This window comes from Erythrobacter sp. S227 (assembly GCF_057364925.1).
Genome location: NZ_CP200280.1, coordinates 89,544 through 110,552, shown reverse-complemented (window position 1 = coordinate 110,552; position 21,009 = coordinate 89,544). Strand labels below are relative to the sequence as shown.

Here is a 21,009-nt window from a genome sequence, read left to right as displayed (position 1 = left end):
AATCGTAGCGGGTCCGAGTGAAGCACTCGCCCACAGAACCGACCAAAAGACAACTCGCATACACGATTACCCCAAAGAGAAATGCCCGGCGACACAGTGTCACCGGGCATTCTTTATTTCAAGATACCGCGTTGCCGAAGCAACCGGACCGAGTTTAACGCGGGGCCATACGGATCGCGCCGTCGAGGCGTACGTCCTCGCCGTTGAAGTAGCCGCACTCGATCATGGTCATGGCAAGCTTGGCGTATTCTTCAGGCATGCCCAGACGCTTGGGGAATGGCACGGATGCGGCGAGCGCATCTTTCACCTTTTGCGGTGCTGCGTTCATCAGCGGGGTCTCGAAGATACCCGGAAGGATCGTGTTCACACGGATGCCTTCGCTCATCAGGTCGCGTGCGATTGGCAAGGTCATGCCAACAACGCCGCCTTTGGACGCAGAGTAAGCCGCCTGGCCCATCTGGCCATCTTCAGCGGCAACCGACGCGGTGTTCACAATCGCGCCGCGGTCGCCGTCTTCGGACAGCGGGTCGAGGGTGAGCATGCCAGCGGCCGACTTGGCTATGCAGCGGAAGGTGCCGACGAGGTTCACCTGAATGACGAAGTCGAACGCGGACAGCAGGAAGTGCTTGGTTTCGCCGGTAAGACCGCCGTTTTCGTCACGTACGCGGCTGGCGGTTTTCATGGCATTGCCGATGCCAGCGCAATTCACAAGGATACGCTCCTGACCGTGGGCTTCGCGGGCCTTGGCAAAGCCTGCATCAACTTCCTCTTCGCTGGTCACATTCACCTTGCAGAAAATGCCGCCGACTTCCGCAGCGATTGCTTCGCCTTTTTCTTCGTTCATGTCGAAGATCGCGACCTTTGCGCCTTTGGCAGCAAGCGCGCGCACGGTCGCGGCACCAAGGCCTGATGCGCCGCCGGTGACGACGGCTGGAGTGTTGGCTGAAACTTCCATTAGTTTTCCTCTCGTGGAGTTAATTTTCTGGGGGGTATTGGTTGTTCTTAAAGAGATTCGATGTGTTGAGTGTTTGAATACGCTCTAGAGCGATTCAATGATGGTGACATTGGCAACGCCGCCGCCTTCACACATCGTTTGAAGACCGTATTTCTTGCCGTGACGCTTAAGCGCATGGACGAGCGTCGCCATAAGCTTGGTGCCTGATGCGCCCAGCGGGTGGCCAAGCGCAATCGCGCCGCCGTGGACGTTCAGTTTCTCAGGGTCAGCGCCGGTGTGCTTGAGCCACGCCATTGGAACAGGGGCAAACGCCTCGTTCACTTCGTACAAGTCGATATCGTCGATCTTAAGGCCAGCTCGCTCCAGCGCCTTGTCGGTCGCGAACAGCGGCTCTTCAAGCATGATCACCGGATCGCCTGCTGTCACGGTCAGATTGTGAATGCGCGCCATTGGCGTGAGGTTGTGGGTTTTGAGAGCTTCCTCGCTCACCACCAGAACCGCAGAGGAACCATCGCAAATCTGGCTTGCGCTTGCTGCGGTCACCATGCCGTTGGGGTCGATCAGCTTGACGCCCGCGATGCCTTCAAGTGTTGCATCAAAGCGGATGCCTTCATCGACCGTGTGCATTTCGGTGCCCTCGGGCGTTTCGATTTCGACCGGCACGATTTCGTTCGCAAACGCGCCTGCCTCAACCGCGGCTTTCGCCTTCAAGTGGCTGTTATAGGAGAACGCATCGAGCTCTTCCTTGCTCATGCCATGCTTCTTGGCGATCATTTCAGCGCCTATGAACTGGCTGAACTGCACGCCGGGATACTTCGCCTTGACGCCGTCGGACATGTAATTGCCAAGACCCTCTTTCATGTGGAGTGTCATGTTGGAGCCCATCGGCACACGGGTCATGCTCTCAACGCCGCTAGCGATGACGACGTCCTGCGTGCCCGACATAACCGCTTGCGCTGCGAACTGGATTGCCTGCTGAGAAGAGCCGCACTGCCGGTCGATCGAAACCGCAGGGGTGGATTCGGGAAGCAGCTTGGAGGCAAGCACGCCCATGCGGCCAACCTGGCCTGCCTGCTCACCGGCCTGACTGACGCAGCCTGTGACCACATCATCAACGGCGCTCGGGTCAATTCCGCTGCGGCCAACAACGCCATCAAGGCTCTTGGCGAGGAGATCGACAGGGTGAACCCCTGCAAGACGGCCGCCCCGGCGGCCTCCAGCGGTGCGAACGGCATCGACGATATATGCGGTTGCCATGATCAGACTTTCCTTCCCGTTTACGTAAACGTTGCATTTTGCCACGCGTCTATTGCAGCGGGGCTTTCCGGAATCAAGCTGGCATAATGACAGGGGCGGCGCAAAAGCGGGAATTTGAGTGCCGAGCGGCCAGTGCCGGAGTTCGAGCCCAATTCTGGTACAAACGTCGGCTAACAGTGGCATTTATGCTTACCCATTCGTAAACGCCAAAATCGGCAGATTTGCAGCCTAACGCACGGGAAACTCAGCTCATCGTGCCTACGTAAAATCCTGTGTTGCAATCACGTTACACCGTTGTGTTTTGTTTTCATCACGCCGCCACATCCCTTTTCTTACTCGGGCATTTCAGCCACATCGCGGCACAGGGATGGAGATGTTGTGCGTGAGACAGCTTAGCTGTGAACGGGAAATCCGTCGCTCATGCATACGATCCGTCTTAAGAGAGACTGAGTATGCCTCAACCATCATTTCGGATGGGTCACATTCAGTCAGTGTTGGTTTGAACTTGAAGCTCGTTTTCGAGCGGACCTTCAGGCCGTCATTAGGGGTAATTATCCAATGAAAATATCATCACAACTACGCCTGAGTGCCGGCAGCTTTGCTGTTGGTCTTGCTCTGGCTGCTACTCCTGCGTTCGCGCAGGATGCTGATGTTACGACGAATGAAGCGGCGGAAGAAGAGGGTAACCAAATCCTCGTCACCGGTTCACGTCTTAACGTCAACCCGAACCTCACCTCGGTTAGCCCGGTTCTTGCTGTTGATGCAGAAGAAATCGCGGTTCGCGGTGTTGTCGACATCGAAGACTTGACCAACGCTCTGCCGCAGATTTCTGCTGCACAGACCGCTGACCAGTCGAACGGTGCAACCGGTACTTCGCAGCTCGACCTTCGCGGTCTTGGTGCCCAGCGTACCCTGACCCTCATCGACGGCCGTCGCCTTCCTTATGGTGACTCGGCTTCGATCGCCGTCAACCTCGACCTCGTCCCAACCCAGCTGGTTGAGCGCGTTGAAGTTCTGACCGGTGGTTCGTCTGCTGTTTACGGTTCTGACGCTGTTTCTGGTGTTGTGAACTTTGTTCTCAAAGACGACTTCGAAGGCGTTGCATTCGACGTACAGTACGGCTTTGCTCAAAGCAGCAACGGTCGTGAGATCTTCGAGCAGGTTCTGACCGCTGCACAGCAACCGATCCCCGGTTCTGTAACTGACGGCGAAGAAATCAGCGCATCTGTCACCTTTGGTGCCAACCTTGCTGATGGTCGCGGTAACGTAACCGGCTTCTTCGCTTACCAAAACCGTAACGAAATCAGCCAAGGCAACCGTACTGCTTCTGGTTGTGCGCTTGGTGCATCGACCGGCGCGTTCTCTGCAAACGGCTTTGGCTGTATCGGTTCATCGAACTTCCGTCGTTTCAACAACGTCGCGGACTTCGGCAACACCGACTTCTTCCTCAACGAAGATGGCACATTCACACCGTTCCAAGGTGGTCCGCCTGAGACGTTCAACTTTGGTCCGGATAACTTCTTCCAGCGTCCTTCAGAGCGTTTCCAGTTCTACACGAAAGCGACTTATGAAGTTGCTGACGGCCACGAACTGTTTGCTGACTTTGGTTACACCGAAACCGTATCCGATGCGCAAATCGCACCATCGGCTTCGTTCGGCTTCTTCCAACGTGACCTGAACTGCGGCAACCCGCTGCTTCAAGACCCGACCTTCCCAGGTGGTGAAACATTCGCAACCGCAGTGCTGCAGTGTACACCGCAGCAGATCGCTGACGACGAAATCATCAGCGGCATCACTGCAACCCACCGTCTTGTAGAAGGCAACCCACGTAGCTCACGTCTTGAAAACCGTGCGTTCCGTTTTGTCGGTGGTGCACGTGGTACGTTTGCTGAATTCTTCGATTACGAAGTGTTCGGTCAGTACTCGGCAACGCGCGATGAAGACACGTCAACCAACGACATCCTCATCGACAACCTTCGTCAGGCTACTTTGCTCACGACCGATGCGGACGGCAATGTCGTTTGTATCGACCCGTCAAACGGCTGTGTGCCTTTCAACATCTTCCAGCGTGGCCCTGGCGGCGAAAGCCTTGTCACACAGGAAGCTGCTGACTTTGTAACCGGCGTTGGCATCACCACTGGTGAAACCGAGCAACTGGTTCTGGGTGCGACTGTGCAAACAGACCTCAGCGAGTTCGGCATCCAGTCGCCATTCGCTGAAGATGCAGGCGTTGGTTTCCTCGTAGGTGTTGAATACCGCGAAGACACACTGGACGCATCACCTGACCAAATCAGTCAGCGTGCAGACGGCGGTTTCACCGGCGTTGGCGGCCCAACCCTTCCGGTTGCTGGTTCGGTTGAAGTGACCGAGTTCTTCGCAGAACTTCAGGTTCCACTGGTGACAAACCGTCCGTTCTTCGAAGAGCTCGTGTTCAGCACGCAGTATCGTTATTCCGATTACACGGTTGACGGTAACGGCACGCAGAACAGCTTCTCGACTGACACATATGGTTTCCAGCTTACCTGGGCACCAACGCAGGACCTCACGTTCCGCGGTCAGTTCCAGCGCGCAGTTCGTGCACCTAACGTGGTTGAGCTGTTCACCGGTCAAAGCACGGGTCTTCCTGACCTTGCCCAAGCTGGTGAAGACGTAAACGGCAACGGCATCTTCGATCCGTGCTCGGGTGCAGTTCCACTGCGTACCGCAGCAGAATGTGCCAACACCGGCGTGACCGCTGGTCAGTTCGGTTCCGTTCCAGACGTCATCTCCGGTCAGACCCAAGGTCTCTTCGGTGGTAACCCACAGCTGAACCCGGAAAGCTCTGACACGATCACCTTCGGTGCCGTGTTCCAGCCTTCCTTCCTGCCTGGCTTCAACGCCTCGGTCGACTACTTCGATATCTCTATCGATGACGCGATCGTTGCAGGTCTTGGTGCTCAAACCATTCTGGACAACTGTCTGGACACTGGTGAATCCGTGTTCTGTGACCTGATCCAGCGTGATGGTGCCGGTTCGCTTAACGCAAGTGGCCCTGGTATCGGCTTCACGCTGACCAACCTCAACGCTGCATCTATCGAAACCCGTGGTTTGGACTTCCAAGTCAACTACGATTACGATCTGGGTAGCGCTGGTTCGATCAACCTCAACTATGCATCGACTTACCTCTTCTCATCAGACTTCACGCCGTTCCTCGGCGCGAACACCGTTGAGTGTGAAGGTGAGTTTGCCGGTCAGTGCGGTCAACCAACCGCTCAGTACCGTCACCGTGCACTGGTCGGTTGGGAAACCCCGATCGAAGGTCTTACTGCCAACATCACTTGGCGCCACTTCGGCGGCGTCGACAATGACTCGGCATCGCCTTCACCGGTTGAGCTTTCGCTCGAAGCTGTGAACTACTTCGACCTTGCGGTCCGTTACGAAGTGTTCGACGGCATCGTCGCACGCGCTGGTGTTAACAACGTGTTCGAAGATAGCTTCCCAGTATCGATCTCGGCTGGCCCGGCTACCAACGGTAACGGCAACACCTACCCAGGTGTTTACGACACCGGTCGCTTCTTCTTCTTCGGCTTCAGCGCTGAACTCTAAAGAAAAGCAGACACTTAAAATTGAAGACGGCGGGCGTGAAAACGTCCGCCGTTTTTGTTTGCGCCCGCGAGATGGGGCAGCCGTTCAAAACATCGTGTCAAATTGCCTTTGAAAGCGGTTCTGAAGCACAGCCAAATCGTCTCAATTCAGCGCAAATCGCACTGTTGCATTCAAGATACACGTCTTTGCATTTATTGCGCGCGAGGCCGAGGCTCCTCTTCCAAATCCCTCATCATGGCTTAACCCACCGTTCAGGGACTGACTGGCTAGCCCGTGGCAGATGATTCTGCTTCGTTAGCAGTACGCCCGTCAGAGTGATCGGGGCGAAGTCATCCTCTTCGTAGTGACAAGCCTCGTTCTTTATCGTGCTGCACCACCCCCTGGTGGTGCAACTTTTTATGAGGGTAAGCACCACATGAGAACTTCATCTAAACTTCGTCTTAGCGCTGGTTCGCTGGCGGTCAGCGTTGCGCTGGCAGCAAGCCCTGCCTTCGCGCAAGACGCAGAGCAGGACCAAGAAGAAGCGACGGCTGAAGAAACCGTTGCGGAAGAACCGCAGGGTTCGATCGTTGTTTCCGGCACGCGTATTGCGCGTCCGAACCTCGATTCAACGGTTCCAATCACCACCGTTTCGGCCGACGAACTGCTTGAAAACAGCTCGGTCAGCCTCGGTGACGCGCTGAACGAACTGCCTTCGCTGCGTTCGACTTTCAGCCAGTCAAACTCAAACCGTTTCATCGGTACATCAGGTCTTAACCTGCTTGACCTTCGCGGCCTTGGCACGAACCGTACTCTGGTTCTGATCAACGGTCGTCGTCAGGTCGGCGCCCTTCCAGGCGACTTCCGTATCGATGTTAACACGATCCCGTTCGAGCTTCTCGAGCGTGTGGACGTGATCACCGGCGGTAACTCGGCGATTTACGGTTCGGAAGCTGTTGCTGGTGTTGTTAACTTCATCACCGCACGCGACTATGAAGGCATTTCGATCACCGGTCAGGCTTCTGTCACCGACTTTGGTGACCGTGGTCAGCAGTTCATCGCTGTAACCGCAGGTCAAAACTTCGCAGACGGCCGCGGTAACATCGCAGCGTCGGTTGAGTATTCGAACGCTGAAGCACTGTTCTTCACTGACCGTGACTCGCAAAGCGGCGCATTCAGCGGCCGTAGCCAGTTCAACCGTCAGTCGGCTGATCCAATCGGTCCGAATACCTTCGGTTTCTTCGATGGCGTTCGTAACGGTAACATCACCGACGGTACCCAGATTCTTGGCATCGGCTGTAACAACAGCACGCCTGAACTGACAGCAGCAACCTGCGCGTTCGACCGTGACGGCGCTGTGATCAACGCTGCTGGTGCACAGCAAGCCGCGATCTACGGCTTCCTTCCAAACGGCCGTCTCGCACTCAACCCGGTTGAGTTCGACTTCCGTCGCTTCGGCAGCAACAACACGATCGGTGGCTTCGGCTCAACCCTTCGTAACACCGGTCAGCTTGCACCGGGCCTTGATCGTTACACCGTTAACATCCTGGGCCGTTACGAAGTTTCTCCGGCTCTCGAATTCTTCTTCGAAGGTAAGTACAACAAGCTCGACGCTCTCCAAGAGGGTCAGCCTACGTTCCGCTTCTTCGACGAAGTCGTAACCTACGACAACGCGTTCCTTAACCCAGAAGACGCAGCGTTCATTCGTGACACGCTTCAGCCTGCCTTCACCGGCGGCACCGGCTTCTTCTACTCGCGTTTCAACGTCGACCTTGGCGGCCGTTCAGAAATCAACGAGCGTGAAACATATCGCCTTGTTGGTGGTATTCGCGGTAGCTTCAACGACGACTGGAGCTACGAGATCGCTGTGAACTACGGCCGTCTCGACACGTTCCTCACCAGCCGTAACCAAATCATCGAAGCGAACTTCAGCAATGCTGTTGATGCTCAATTCGACGGTGCAGGCAACATCGTTTGCGGGATCAACAACGATGCTGACACAACCAACGATGACCCAGCTTGTGTTCCAATCAACATCTTCGGTGTTGGTAGCCCAAGCCAGGCGGCAATCGACTACGTTGCATTCGACTCGACCCGTGACGAAAATGCCGAGCAATTCGTTGTTTCAGCATTCGTAAGCGGTGACAGCTCGCAGCTCTTCGAACTGCCAGGTGGACCAATCGGTTTCGCTGTTGGTGGTGAATATCGCCGTGAAACATCGTTCTCGGAATTCGATCCGTTGACACAGTCAGGCGCGACCTTCCTGAACGCAATTCCGACGTTCGATCCACCAGCATTCACTGAGACATCAGTATTCGGTGAAATCCGTATTCCAATCCTTGCCGACGTTCCGTTCTTCAACGAACTGACTGCAGAAGGTGCGGCTCGTTATTCGGATTACAACACAGAAGCCGGCGGCGTCTTCACCTGGAACGCAGGTGGTGTGTGGTCACCAATGGACGGTCTCCGCTTCCGCGGTAACTTCAGCCGTTCGATCCGTGTGCCAAACCCATCGGACCTGTTCTCACCACAGTCGCAGAACTTCGCGTTCATCGCCGACCCGTGTGACGTTCTGAACCTCCCACAGGGTAACTTCCCTGCAAACCGTCAAGCTAACTGTGCGACGCTTGGGCTGGGTGCGAACTTCGAGAACACGCCTGCCCGTACGCAGTCTCTGCCGTTCTTGACCGGTGGTAACCCGCTTCTTCTCGAAGAGGAATCAGACAGCTACACGATCGGTTTCGTGTTCGAACCAGAGTTCATCCCTGGCTTTGCCATCACGGCTGACTACTACAACATCGAGATCACTAACGTGATCGCGGCTGTGGGTGCTCAGGCTGTGTTGAACAACTGCTTCGATGCTCCAACGGACTCGTTCCCGAACAACAACTTCTGCCCTTCAATCAACCCACGTGACGCGGATGGTTTCTTCGCTGATCCGGTTCTGATCGGTGGTTCGTTCAACTTCGCGGCGCTGGAAACAGAAGGCATCGACTTTGACGTTCGCTACAACCGTACGTTCGACAACGACAGCCGTCTGAGCCTGCGTGCAATCGCGACCATGGTTCTGCGTAACGTTACCTTCCTCGACATTGCGAACCCGGACATTCCAAACCGTGTTCGCTCTGAGCTGGGTGACCCAAGCTTTGCGATGACTTTCTCGGCTAACTACGAGACCGGTGCATTGAACCTTGGTTATGACATGCGTCTGGTCGGTCGTCAGACCATCAACACATACGAATCAGAGTTCGAGTTCAACGGCAACCCGCCAACCAACCCGAACTCACGTGGTCAGGTCTTCTACAACGAAGTCTTCTACCACGACGTACGTGCAGAGTATGAAATCGACGAACGCTTCACGTTCTACGGTGGTGTAGATAACCTCACCAACGAACTGCCACCGCTCGGCCTTACAGGCGGCGGTGCTGGCTCGGGCATCTTCGATGTCTTCGGCCGTACATACTACGCTGGTTTCCGCATCGATCTTCCTTGATCGCTAGCGACAAACACAAAAAGAAGGGCCCCGGGAAACCGGGGCCCTTTTTTGTTGGGCGTTAGAATTGTGTGTGACGCCTGAGGCGGGGCTTGAGGCAGGGCTTGAGGTAGGGCCAGGAAGGGGAAACGTGCCCCTGCCCTTTGCTGGAGGTCGGACTTAAGAGACGACTTCCATCTTCAGCTCGCCATCACCTTCATCAACCTTGACCGTAACACCGTCAGAGACCTTGCCTTCGATCAACATCTCGGCCAGCGGATCCTGTAAATAGCGCTGAACCGCACGTTTGAGCGGCCTTGCGCCATAAACAGGGTCATAGCCCACCCGGCCAAGCCAGCGCAGCGCTGCATCGGTCAGATCGAGCATGATCTTGCGATCATTGAGCAGCTTTTGCACGCGCTTGACCTGGATTTCGACAATCGGCGCCATGTGTTCCATCGCCAGACGGTGGAACAGGATGATCTCATCCAGACGGTTGATGAACTCAGGGCGGAAGTGACCGCGCACCACATCCATCACCTTCTCCTCGACATCGGCAACTTTCCCGTCATCGGGAAGGTTCGCGAGATGTTGTGAGCCAAGGTTGGAGGTCAGAATGATCAGCGTGTTCGAGAAATCGACCTTGCGCCCCTGCCCATCGGTCAGATGCCCGTCATCGAGCACCTGCAGGAGCACGTTGAACACATCGGAGTGCGCTTTTTCAACCTCGTCGAACAGCACGACCTGATAAGGTCGCCTGCGCACCGCCTCGGTGAGCACCCCGCCCTCGTCATAGCCGACATAGCCCGGAGGCGCGCCGATCATGCGGGCAACCGAATGCTTCTCCATAAATTCCGACATATCGATGCGGACCATTGCCTGATCATCGTCAAACAGGAATTCAGCGAGCGCTTTGGTGAGCTCGGTTTTACCAACGCCGGTCGGGCCAAGGAACAAGAAGCTGCCCATCGGACGCCCCGGATCCTGCAAGCCAGCCCGCGCGCGGCGGACCGCCTTTGAAACAGACTCGATAGCCTGAGTCTGACCAATGACGCGTTTGCCGAGAATGGCCTCCATCTCGAGCAGCTTCTCACGCTCGCCTTCCATCATCTTGTCGATCGGAATGCCGGTCCAGCGGCTGACGACAGAGGCAATGTCCTCCTCGGTCACTTCCTCGCGCAGAAGAGCGTTTTCGGTGAGGTCTTCCGCCTCAGCGAGCTTCTTCTCAAGCGCGGGGATTGTACCATAGGAAAGCTCACCCGCCTTGGCGAGGTCGCCCGAGCGCTGGGCTTGTTCGAGTTCCAGACGCGCTGCATCCAGTTCCTCTTTAATCTTGCCCTCGGCTTCGATCTTGTCGCGCTCGTTCTGCCAGCGTGTGGTGAGTTCGGACAACTCCTGCTCAAGTTCTGCAAGCTCTTTCAGCAGGTTTTCGAGCCGCTCCTTGGAGGCGTTGTCATCCTCTTTGGCGAGCGCGCTTTCTTCGATTTTCAGCTGGATAATCCGCCGATCAAGTGTCTCGATTTCCTCAGGCTTGGACTCCACCTCCATGCGGATGCGCGAGGCGGCTTCGTCCATAAGGTCGATGGCTTTGTCGGGGAGAAAGCGGTTCTGGATATATCGGTCGGACAGTTTCGCCGAAGCAACAATGGCAGCGTCGGTGATGCGCACGCCGTGGTGCAGCTCGTACTTGTCCTTGATCCCGCGCAGAATCGAGACTGTGTCTTCGACCGTGGGCTCTTCGATATAGACGGGCTGGAACCGGCGTTGGAGCGCGGGGTCCTTCTCGACATACTTCTGATACTCGTCGAGCGTCGTTGCGCCGATACAGTGCAGTTCCCCGCGCGACAAAGCAGGTTTCAGCAAGTTCGAGGCATCCATCGAGCCTTCGCTCGCCCCTGCCCCGATCAGCGTGTGCATCTCGTCAATGAACAGGATGATATTGCCGTCTGCATGGCGTACTTCGTCAAGGATCGACTTCAAGCGCTCCTCAAACTCGCCGCGATATTTCGCGCCCGCAATAAGAGCGCCCATATCAAGGCTCATCAAGGTGCGGCCCTTCAGGCTGTCCGGCACATCGCCATTGGCGATCCGCAGCGCCAAGCCTTCCGCAATCGCGGTCTTACCTGTGCCAGGCTCCCCGATGATCGCCGGGTTGTTCTTGGTACGCCTTGCCAAAATCTGGATCGTGCGGCGGATTTCCTCGTCGCGCCCGATAACCGGATCAAGCTTACCATCACGCGCCGCCTTGGTCAGGTCGCGGGCAAATTTCTCCATCGCATCGTAAGTGCTCTCGGCGGTGGCGCTGTCGGCTTTCTTGCCGCCGCGAAGGTCTTCAATCGCTGCGTTGAGGCTTTGCGGAGTGACACTTGCCGCCTTCATCGCGTCGCGGGTGGCATCAGGGGCCAGCGCCAGCGCGGTGAGCAAGCGCTCAACTGTGACGTAGCTGTCACCCGCCTTTTCAGCCAGTTGCTCGGCACTGTCGAGCAAGCGAACGGTGTCATTGTCCAGGCCAGGCGTCGATTGCGCGCCGCTGCCGGTAACGGCGGGAATCTTGGAAAGTCCCAGATCAACCGCGCTAACGGCAAGGCCAGCCTCACCGCCCGCACGCTGGATCAGCCCTGCTGCCATGCCTTCCTCGTCTTCGAGGAGCGCCTTTAACAAGTGCAGCGGCGTGATCCGCTGATGGTTCATGCGGATCGCAACCGTTTGCGCAGACTGAAGAAAGCCCTTGGCGCGGTCGGTGAACTTGTCGAGATTCATGCCTGTTCCCTCATGTGATTGCCCGCTCAATGTAGTGTTGCAATATTGCCACACAAGACCCTTGGGCAATTTTTCTGCGATAGGTGTGTTACTTGAGTAGGTGGGTGACAAAATCGCGCATTGCAAGCCCCTATAACCCACCCGTTTCGCGCGCCGCTTGACCTTGATCAAAGAGGGCGCAATTGTCCTGCATGATGATTACGGGGAAAGTGCTTTAATGAAATGGATCAAGCGCGGCGCAATAGGTCTTTCCGGCCTGTTGCTGGTGACTTTCGTCTTTCTCGCGACATGGGAGCCATTCATGGCGCGCCAAAGCGCAGCGCCCGAATACCGCGAATACTCCGCAGAAATTGTGCGCAGCGAATACGGCGTGCCGATGATCTACGGCGATACTGATGCCGATGTCGCATTCGGCGTTGCGATCGCACATGCACAAGACGATTTCTTCACCATTCAAGATGTGATTGCCATGTCCAAAGGGCGGTATGGCGCCATCGCGGGCGAGGCCGGCGCGCAGGTCGATTTCCTGTACCACCTGCTGGACGCCGCCGAGATTGCAGAAGAGCAGTACCCCACTCTCCCCGCTGAAACGCGTGCGCTTTATGATGCCTATGCAGCTGGCCTGAACCAGTATGCGCAAGACAACCCTTCCGAGCTCAAGCTCGCCAATTTGTTTCCGGTGAACGGCAGCGATGTTGCCGCCGGATTTGTGCTGCGCCAGCCGCTTTTCTTCGGACTGGGCAATGTTGTCGGACAGCTTGCCTCGGGCGAGCCGCTGCGCCGTGAATTTGGCCCCGACATTCCCGGCTTTCCGCGCGACGACCAGATTGAGCCGGTGAGCGAAGACACAGCCCACCATTCGGACCCTGATCGCCCCATGGTTTTGCCCTTTGGCGAAGAAGCCGATCACCTTGGCTCGAATGCATGGGCGGTGGCTCCTGCGAAGACAGGCGGCCCGACAACGCTCATCTCCAACTCACACCAACCGCTTCGTGGCGGGGTCGCGTGGTATGAATTGGGCGTCCAATCGGGCGAAGGCTGGCACATGACCGGTCCCACATTTCCAGGCGTGCCCTTCCCCGTCATGGGGCATAACAAGGACCTCGGCTGGACCTACACGGTCAACCGGCCGGACCTGATCGACGTTTACGAGCTGGAAGTGGAAGATGGCCGTTACCGCGTGGACGGTGAATGGCGCGATCTGGAAGTCGAGAATGTGCTCCTTCCGGTTAAGCTTGGCCCGGTCACACTTCCGGTTATGCAAACGGTCTATCGCAGCGAACACGGGCCGGTGATCCGGAACGACAACGGATGGTTCGCGATCCGTTTCAGCCTGATGGAAAGCGTTGCCCAGATGGATGCATTCTACCGCCTAGGCAAGGCAGAGACGATGGAGCAATGGCTCGACATCTATCGCCGGGTGCACATCACGAACTTCAACGTTGTATACGCCGACAGGCAAGGCAATGTCGGCTATATTTACAATGCCGCATTCCCCGACAGGCCCTCGCTTGAAGAGACGCCGGCCAATTGGCGCGGGGTGCTTGATGGAACCCGCTCGGACCTGATCTGGGAAGGGACGGTGGACTTTGACGATATGCCAATGGTCATCAATCCACAAAGTGGCTGGGTCTACAATTCGAACAACGAGCCCTTCACCGCAGCGGGCGAAGGCAGCGATTTGTCGCCCGATGATTTCTCCCCCGTGCTCGGCATCGAGCGCAAGCAGACGAACCGCTCGTGGCGTGCCTACAAGCTGATGAGCGAAGCCGCGACGCTTGACCGGGATACCCTAGAGGCAATCAAATACGACACCGCTTACGAACGGCGCGGCTATCTGGCTTACATGTACGAGCAATTGGAGGGCCTTGAGGCAGACGGGAAGCTTGGCGAAGCGCGCGACCTGCTTCTTGCCTGGGATTTTACAGCCGACAACGAAGGGCCCGCGGATGCTCTGGCGCTCCTGATGATCCGTGATTTCATGTCTGCCGAATATCAGAACAAGGGCTCTTATCCCGATATCGGAGAGCATCTCCAAACGGCGGTCGACCATCTGATGGAGCATTTCGGGCGCATTGATCCGCCGATGAGCGAGCTTTTGCGCCTTCGGCAAGGCGATGTGGACCTGCCGCTTGATGGCGGTTCGGACACATTGCGCGCTTCGACCACATGGCGCGTGGACGATGACGGACGGCTCAGCCTCGTCCACGGGGACAGCTTTATCCAATGGGTCGAATGGCCAACCGATGGGGGAAAGGTGACCTCGCGCTCGATCCAGCCCTTTGGCTCAGCCACCACACGGCCCGATTCCAAGCATTTCACCGATCAAATGCAACTCTATGTCGATCACAAATTGAAGCCTGTACACTTCTTTGAAGAGGACGTACGAGCTAATGCAACAAGCTCCAAGGTAGTCACCAACGCCAAATAGAAGCGCGAATTGTACAGCTCGAATTGTACAGCGCAATTTGGCCTTGGTTCAGGCGGCTACCCCCTTGGCTTTGAGACAAGCCCAGAGTGAAAAGCACTGAGAGTATGAAGGGACTGAAAACATGAAAATCCGTCACGCCGCAGCAAGTCTTGCTGCGCTAAGCGTTGCTATTGCAACACCGCTCACACCGGCTCTTGCCGATGACCACGCCTCGGCTGCAACGCCTGCCAATGACCTGCAGGAACTGGTTGCGCAGGTGCAGGTTCCTTACGAGAAATTCGAGCTTGAAAACGGCCTTACCGTCGTCGTTCACGAAGACCGCAAAGCGCCGATCGTTGGCGTTGCCGTTTGGTACAATGTCGGCTCCAAGGACGAGCCAAAGGGCCTCACCGGCTTTGCCCACCTGTTTGAACACTTGATGTTCAACGGTTCGGAGAACGCGCCAAACGACTATTTCCAATACCTTCAGGAAATGGGCGCGACCGATTACAACGGCACCACCAATTTCGACCGCACCAATTACTTCCAAACGGTCCCTCGCCCCGCGCTCGAACGCGCGTTGTGGCTGGAAAGCGACCGCATGGGCTATCTGCTTGGCGCGGTCACACAAGGGAAACTCGACAACCAGATCGGCGTTGTCCAAAACGAGAAACGCCAAGGCGACAACCGTCCCGGCGGACTTGTATTCTATGAAATTCTCGAAACCATCTTCCCTGATGGCCACCCTTACCAGCACTCTGTCATCGGTTCGATGGAAGACATCGAAGCGGCAACGCTCGACGATGTGAAGAACTGGTTCCGCGACAAATACGGCCCCAACAACGCAACCCTCGTGCTGGCTGGCGATATTTCCGCCGATGAAGCGCGCCCGCTGGTTGAGAAGTGGTTTGGCCCAATTGCACGTGGTCCCGTCAACACACCGGCAGCCGCTGAAATTCCGACTCTCGAAGAGCCGGTGCGCAAGGTCATGCGTGACCAGGTCGCGGCAACCTCGATCAGCATGTATTGGCCCGCACCTGGCATTACGTCGGAAGACTTGGCGGCGCTCAACATGGGCACGCAAATCCTCGGCGGTCTGCTCTCAAGCCGTCTTGACCAAATCCTTGTTCGCGATGAACAGCTGGCGGTGAGCGTTTCAGCAGGCAACTTCGACTTCCAGCGCGTTGGTCTCATCAATGTGAGCGCGACTCTGAAAGACGGTGTCGATGCAGCCCAGCTCGAAGCGCGGCTTAAACAACTTGTCGACTGGTACATCGAAACCGGCCCGACACAGGCCGAGGTCGAGCGTGCAGCGACAAGCAATTTGGCTGGCACCATTCGCGGCCTTGAACAGGTCGGCGGGTTTGGCGGTAAGGCTGTGGCCCTGGCCCGCGGTGAAGTGCTCGCGGGCGATCCCGGCTTCGCGGTTAAGCAGCTCGAAGTGCTCGCCTCGATCACGCCTGAGACGATCAAATCGGCGATGCAGGAATGGATGACCAAACCTGCTTTCACTCTCGTGCTTGAGCCGGGTGAACGCGATGCAACCTATCAGGAAGCGTCCAGCGTGACCGCAGGCACTCCTGCAACAGAGCGTGACCGTGACAGCGACAAAGATGAAATCACCGTCTCGAAAGTGCGCCCTGCGCCAGAGATCGCATCGGTCCCGTCGCTCGACTTCCCTGATTTCGAACGCGCAACCCTCGCCAACGGTATGCAGGTCACTTACGCAAAGCGTGACGCGGTCCCTGCGACTTATGTGACGATGTCCTTCAATGCAGGCACCGCCTCGGACACCGCCGACAAGCGCGGCCTAGAAGGGCTTGCCCTTGGCCTGTTTGACGAAGGCACAGCCACACTGAGCAGCCAGCAGATCGCCGAAGAGCGCGAGAAGCTGGGTGTCACGATCAGCACTGGCGGCGGCGATGACCGATCAAGCTTCACGCTTTCGGCTCTGTCATCCAACCTTGCGCCATCGCTCAGCCTGTTTGGCGACATCATCCGCAATCCGGCGTTCAATGAAACCGATCTTGCCCGCGTAAAGGCTCAGACCATCACCGGTATTCGCCAGCAAATGCGCTCACCTCAAGGCATTGCCCGCCGCGCAATCGGTGTGGAGCTGTTTGGAGCGGAAAGCCCCTATGGCGGCGTTGAAACGATCGAGAGCGTCGAAGGTATCACCCGCGATGATCTGGTGGCGTTCAAGGACACATGGATCCGTCCGGACAATGGCGAGGTGTTTGTCATCTCCAGCCTGCCGCTCGACACCATTGTCGCCCAACTGAACGAAACCTTCGGCGACTGGGAAGCGCCTTCCGTGCCCAAGGGTGAGAAAGACTTCTCCACCATGCCTACCGAGGCAGAGGGCGGCCGCATTGTTCTCATCAACCGTCCAAACTCGCCGCAGAGCTTTATCTTTGGCGGGCAAATCACCCCGCTTGATGCAAGTGACCCTGCCTATGTGGACTTTGAGAACGCCAACAACTCGCTTGGCGGCAATTTCCTCGCACGTCTCAACATGAACCTTCGCGAGACGAAGGGTTGGAGCTACGGCATTCGCGGCGGGCCACAAGCGCGTGAGAACGCAGTGGTCTATGCCATTGGCGGCGGCGTTCAGGCGGACCGCACCGGCGATTCCATCGCAGAGATGATCCGCGAAACCGGGGAATTCCTGACCACAAACGGTGTGACCGAGGAAGAGCTTACCCGCAATGTTGCGAACTCTGTCGGGCTTTTGCCGGGCCGGTTCGAAACCTCGCGCGCGGTTCTTGGCGCGATGCAGGAGCTCGCACTCTACGGTCGTCCTGACAATTACTACGAAGAGCTGGTCGGCAAGTATGAAGCGCAGACCACGGACAGCCTCGATGCAGCGGCCCGGACTGCTCTTAACGTCGACGACTTCCTTTGGGTTGTCGTTGGCGATGCTGAGAAGGTTGCACCGCAGCTTGAACAGCTGGGCCTGCCTGTTGAAGTGCGCGAGATGGAAGGCGCTGAACAACAAGGCGGCTAATCGCCCTCACGCCTTACAGCGCAATCGCGATGGGAGGCAGAGAACTTGAAAAAAGCGGGCAGGGTCAATCATGGCCCTGCCCGTTTCTTTTGGGCCCGTTTCTTTTGGGCCCGTTTCTTTTGGGCCCGCTTTTATGCGCCCGCTTCTTTTTTCGCGCCGGTTGACGCTGCGTAAGGGATTGAATGCGTCTGTGCGACGTGTACAACTTCGCGCCAAGCCAATGGACCCGAAGCGGTCTTCGCGCTTCAAGACACAACAAGCGCCCCGTGGCGGGCGCACCTAAAGGAGACACGAGATGTCAGTAGCAGGTACTTACAACACCACCGTCAAAAGCCCGATGGGCGACCAAACCGGTACGCTCACCATCGTCGATAATGGCGATGGCACATTCAAAGGCAGCATGGCCGGCGGCATGGGTTCGATGGACATCGAAAGCGGTGACATTGCCGGCAACACGCTGAGCTGGAAAATGAACATGACCGTTCCAATGCCAATGACACTTGACTGCGAAGCAACCGTTGATGGCGACACCATCACCGGCAACGTGAACGCTGGCGCATTCGGCGCAATGCCGCTCACAGGTACGCGCGTCTAAAGCCGCAAGCTTACGCTGTACAAAAGCCCGTCCGAGCTTTGATGCCCGGGCGGGCTTTTTGTCGCCTCACTTGGCTACGCAATTGGCCATAATCAGCGATTGAGGCCCGCTTCAGACCATCAAACTATGTGGTCTGTATGCGCATCGCCACTGCCCTTCTTATCACCGTTCAAGGCGTGCTGACCGTAGCCAGCCTGACGCTTGCCGCATTGTACCCCTCAAACGGGAGCGCGGCGGTCCTGTTCGACTGGACAAACGCATCCCCCAATAGAGCGCTTTCATGGTCGGCCGACCATGGACTGCCTCTCGTCAGCTTTGCGCAAAACGGAACAGCGCCCGTTGTTGTCCTGACCAAGCAAGCCAGCGCGCTCGACGCCATCAAGGCAGGCTTCCTGCCCGTCACCGCACAGCCCGATCTGTGCCGTCCCGATCCAAACTTCGAAAAGGCCGTGTCATGAACGAGCTTGATTCCATCCGCCTGCGTGGCGTCCAATCACTAGCCGGTATCGGCTGTGTTCTGGGCTGCATCATTGTCGTCTGGTCTTTAGCGACCGGGCAAATCGTCTTCGGACTTTTGGGCGCTGTGATTACAATTGCGCCCCTGGCCTTCGCCATCCTCAAACGAAGCGACGCGACTGCCCGTATCATTGTGGGCCTTGCGACACCGGTTTATGCCGCCCTTTTTGTCGCCCTTAGCCGGGACACCGGCTGGACCATCGACATGCATATGACCTTCTTTGCGCTGCTGGCGGCCCTTGCTGTGCTGGCGGACTGGCGCCCCATTCTGGCGGCCACCCTGGTCACGGCCGCGCATCACCTTTTGCTGAACTTTGCAGCCCCGCTCTACGTCTTTCCCGACGGTTCGGACCTCGCCCGTGTTCTGCTTCACGCTGTGATCCTCCTGTGCGAAAGCGCCGCCCTGATGTTTCTGTGCCTCCAGCTTGAAACCATGATCAAACGCCAGGGGGAGGAACGGTCGGAGCGCGAGAAACTGGAAGAGGCTGCTGCTGCGGACAAGCGGCGGATCAACGAGGAGCAACAACTCGTCCTGCATCACCTCAGCACGCGTCTTTCAGCGCTGTCTTCAGGAGACACCTATTCACGGATCGAGGAGAAATTTCCTGCGAAATACGAACCCTTGCGCTTTGCCGTCAATGATACGTGCGAACAGTTGCAAAGCATATTCGGGAGCGTCAGTCTGACCGCTGATAGCGTCGTGGAGGGAGCAGGCGAGATGCGCGCTGCGTCCGAAGATCTGGGCATCAGAACAGCGCGCGATTCGGACATGCTGGAAGAGGTGTCCAACCTTTCATCCAAGCTGACAAACGAGCTTGGCAGCACCGCGAGGCTGTGTGAACAGACCAACGAAGTGACTATCGCGGTCAAAGGCAAAGCAGACAGCGGAAAGGACATGATCGTCACCGCATCGGATGCGATGAACCGGATCAAGAATTCGGCCAGTCAGATCCGCGATATTATCGACCTGATTGACGGCATCGCCTTCCAGACAAACTTGCTCGCACTCAACGCCGGCGTAGAGGCCGCGCGCGCAGGCGAAAGCGGAAAAGGCTTCTCCGTCGTCGCACACGAGGTCCGCGTTCTGGCCCAGCGCGCCACGGAATCCGCAACTTCGATCAAGGAATTGGTCGAACAATCCGTCCACGATGTCGATGAAGGCACGGTCCTTGTCGAGAATATGAGCGGGATCCTGAGCACGATCCTCGAGGAATTCGGTGCGGTGGACGCAAATGTCTCCGAAATCTCCCAGCGGGCGTCGGACAGCGCGGATCAATTTGGCGATGTCAGTGCAACGATCAATGATCTGAACCAGAGCATGCAGCAAAACGCAGCGATGGTGGAAGAAAGCAATGCCGCGATGCATCAGCTCAACTCGCATGCGGACACGATGCGCGAGACGGTTTCCCGCTTCGTTTCAAGTCAGGGGCAAACGCGCGGTGAGGAGGACCTACGTTCTGCTGCGTAACCGGGGGCCGCAAACCGGGCTGCGTCAGTTCGCGGGTTCGGCGAGCATTTCAAACTTCATCAGCAAAGTGCGCTGCGAGCCCGAGAAATTGTCATCGCTCACGATGTAGAGGAAGGTGCGGCCCTCTTCCTCGCGCACGGCTAGGCCTTCGAAATTGTCGACAGAAAGTGGGGGCATAATCACAAGAAGCTCGCGCCGCGCACCATCTGGAGAATAGGACACGATCGCCGCAGAATTGCCATTGGCAGGGTCGTAAGAACGGAAAAGAATGAGAGCCGTCCCGTCGCTGAGTGTATCGGCATCGGTCGGCACTGCGCCAAGTCTGCGCACTTTCTCAGGCGGATTTGCATTCAGAGGCTGAAGCTCGCCGCCATCGAAACTGACCATGCAATTGGGACGGTCGGGCGATGCCTCTTTTTCGGCGCAGGAAAGCTGTGTCGCAGCGCTGATAGCGAAAGCCTCAAGGCCCATGTTCTCTTCGAGCGGTCCCAACAAATCGACCACATCCACGTCAAGCCGCTGGGGCTCCTGATCGAGCTCTTGATAGACCAGAATTCGATGATCGCGTTCAAAACCAACCGCCCAGCCTTGATCCACGACCGAGGTCAGGCTTTCGCTGTCACCCTTTGCCTTGCCCGAAAGCGTCTCGCCGTCCTCCCCAAGAAGCGGCCCGCTCTTGATATCGGTGATCCCGGTGAGCTGATCCTCGCGTTCGTCAGGCGTAATCCAGACCCAGCGCGCATCATCGGTGATCGCAAGCAAGCGCCCGCTTTGCGCATCCCAGCGAAGCCCGGAGAGCCCGCCGATATTCTGACCCATGCGCGGGATGTCGAGGCCGCCAAGATATTTGAGGTCCCCCACCCTATCGAGCGAAGGGTCTTCCTCAGACAGAGGCACCTGCAACAGCTGTGTCCCGTCGCGCGCGAAGGGATCGTGCATGTAAATGTACCCGCCCGCCATCAGGGCCGCCAAGAGGAGCGGACCCCATAAAGCGAGCCTCAAGAG

11 protein-coding genes are annotated in these 21,009 nt (G+C 57.2%); 7 read left to right on the top strand and 4 right to left on the bottom strand.

From position 1 onward, the window contains the following. Positions 1 to 154 precede the first annotated feature (154 nt). On the bottom strand, positions 155 to 955 hold the full coding sequence (locus AC0V6Q_RS00485) for an SDR family NAD(P)-dependent oxidoreductase (protein WP_486166487.1): 801 nt from the start codon (positions 953 to 955) through the stop codon (positions 155 to 157). Between the two features lie 84 nt (positions 956 to 1,039). Then, positions 1,040 to 2,212 carry an acetyl-CoA C-acetyltransferase gene (locus AC0V6Q_RS00480; RefSeq protein WP_486166486.1) on the bottom strand — a complete coding sequence of 391 codons (1,173 nt, stop codon included), beginning with the start codon at positions 2,210 to 2,212 and terminating at the stop codon, positions 1,040 to 1,042. A 558-nt stretch (positions 2,213 to 2,770) separates the two neighbouring features. Here AC0V6Q_RS00480 and AC0V6Q_RS00475 point away from each other — a divergent pair. Both AC0V6Q_RS00475 and AC0V6Q_RS00470 read left to right on the top strand, forming a co-directional pair. Then, the gene (locus AC0V6Q_RS00475; RefSeq protein WP_486166485.1) at positions 2,771 to 5,797 is read left to right on the top strand and encodes a TonB-dependent receptor domain-containing protein; all 3,027 of its coding nucleotides are present in this window, start codon (positions 2,771 to 2,773) and stop codon (positions 5,795 to 5,797) included. 415 nt (positions 5,798 to 6,212) lie between these two features. Continuing rightward, on the top strand, positions 6,213 to 9,269 hold the full coding sequence (locus AC0V6Q_RS00470) for a TonB-dependent receptor domain-containing protein (protein ID WP_486166484.1): 3,057 nt from the start codon (positions 6,213 to 6,215) through the stop codon (positions 9,267 to 9,269). A 159-nt stretch (positions 9,270 to 9,428) separates the two neighbouring features. Here the strand turns inward: AC0V6Q_RS00470 and clpB are convergent, their stop codons facing one another. Next, positions 9,429 to 12,008: an ATP-dependent chaperone ClpB gene (gene clpB, locus AC0V6Q_RS00465; protein ID WP_486166483.1), complete on the bottom strand. Its 2,580-nt coding sequence runs from the start codon at positions 12,006 to 12,008 to the stop codon at positions 9,429 to 9,431. Positions 12,009 to 12,225: 217 nt separating this feature from the next. On the opposite strand from clpB, the gene AC0V6Q_RS00460 reads away from it, so the two are divergent. The 5 genes from AC0V6Q_RS00460 to AC0V6Q_RS00440 all read left to right on the top strand — a co-directional run bounded on the left by AC0V6Q_RS00460 (position 12,226) and on the right by AC0V6Q_RS00440 (position 20,004). Beyond that, positions 12,226 to 14,439 (top strand): penicillin acylase family protein, encoded by a 2,214-nt coding sequence (locus AC0V6Q_RS00460; RefSeq protein ID WP_486166482.1) that lies wholly within the window; start codon positions 12,226 to 12,228, stop codon positions 14,437 to 14,439. 121 nt (positions 14,440 to 14,560) lie between these two features. Then, entirely contained in the window at positions 14,561 to 17,425 is a 2,865-nt protein-coding gene (locus AC0V6Q_RS00455; protein WP_486166481.1) for a M16 family metallopeptidase, read from the top strand. Positions 17,426 to 17,720: 295 nt separating this feature from the next. After that, positions 17,721 to 18,020 carry a hypothetical protein gene (locus AC0V6Q_RS00450; protein ID WP_486166480.1) on the top strand — a complete coding sequence of 100 codons (300 nt, stop codon included), beginning with the start codon at positions 17,721 to 17,723 and terminating at the stop codon, positions 18,018 to 18,020. Between the two features lie 137 nt (positions 18,021 to 18,157). Next, positions 18,158 to 18,478 (top strand): hypothetical protein, encoded by a 321-nt coding sequence (locus AC0V6Q_RS00445; protein WP_486166479.1) that lies wholly within the window; start codon positions 18,158 to 18,160, stop codon positions 18,476 to 18,478. Then, complete coding sequence (locus tag AC0V6Q_RS00440) at positions 18,475 to 20,004, top strand: methyl-accepting chemotaxis protein (protein ID WP_486166478.1); 1,530 nt, start codon at positions 18,475 to 18,477, stop codon at positions 20,002 to 20,004. Before AC0V6Q_RS00445 ends, AC0V6Q_RS00440 begins: the two co-directional genes overlap by 4 nt. A 24-nt stretch (positions 20,005 to 20,028) precedes the next feature. On the opposite strand, the gene AC0V6Q_RS00435 is transcribed toward AC0V6Q_RS00440, so the two are convergent. Beyond that, positions 20,029 to 20,943 (bottom strand): esterase-like activity of phytase family protein, encoded by a 915-nt coding sequence (locus AC0V6Q_RS00435; protein WP_486166477.1) that lies wholly within the window; start codon positions 20,941 to 20,943, stop codon positions 20,029 to 20,031. Between the last annotated feature and the right edge of the window lie 66 nt (positions 20,944 to 21,009).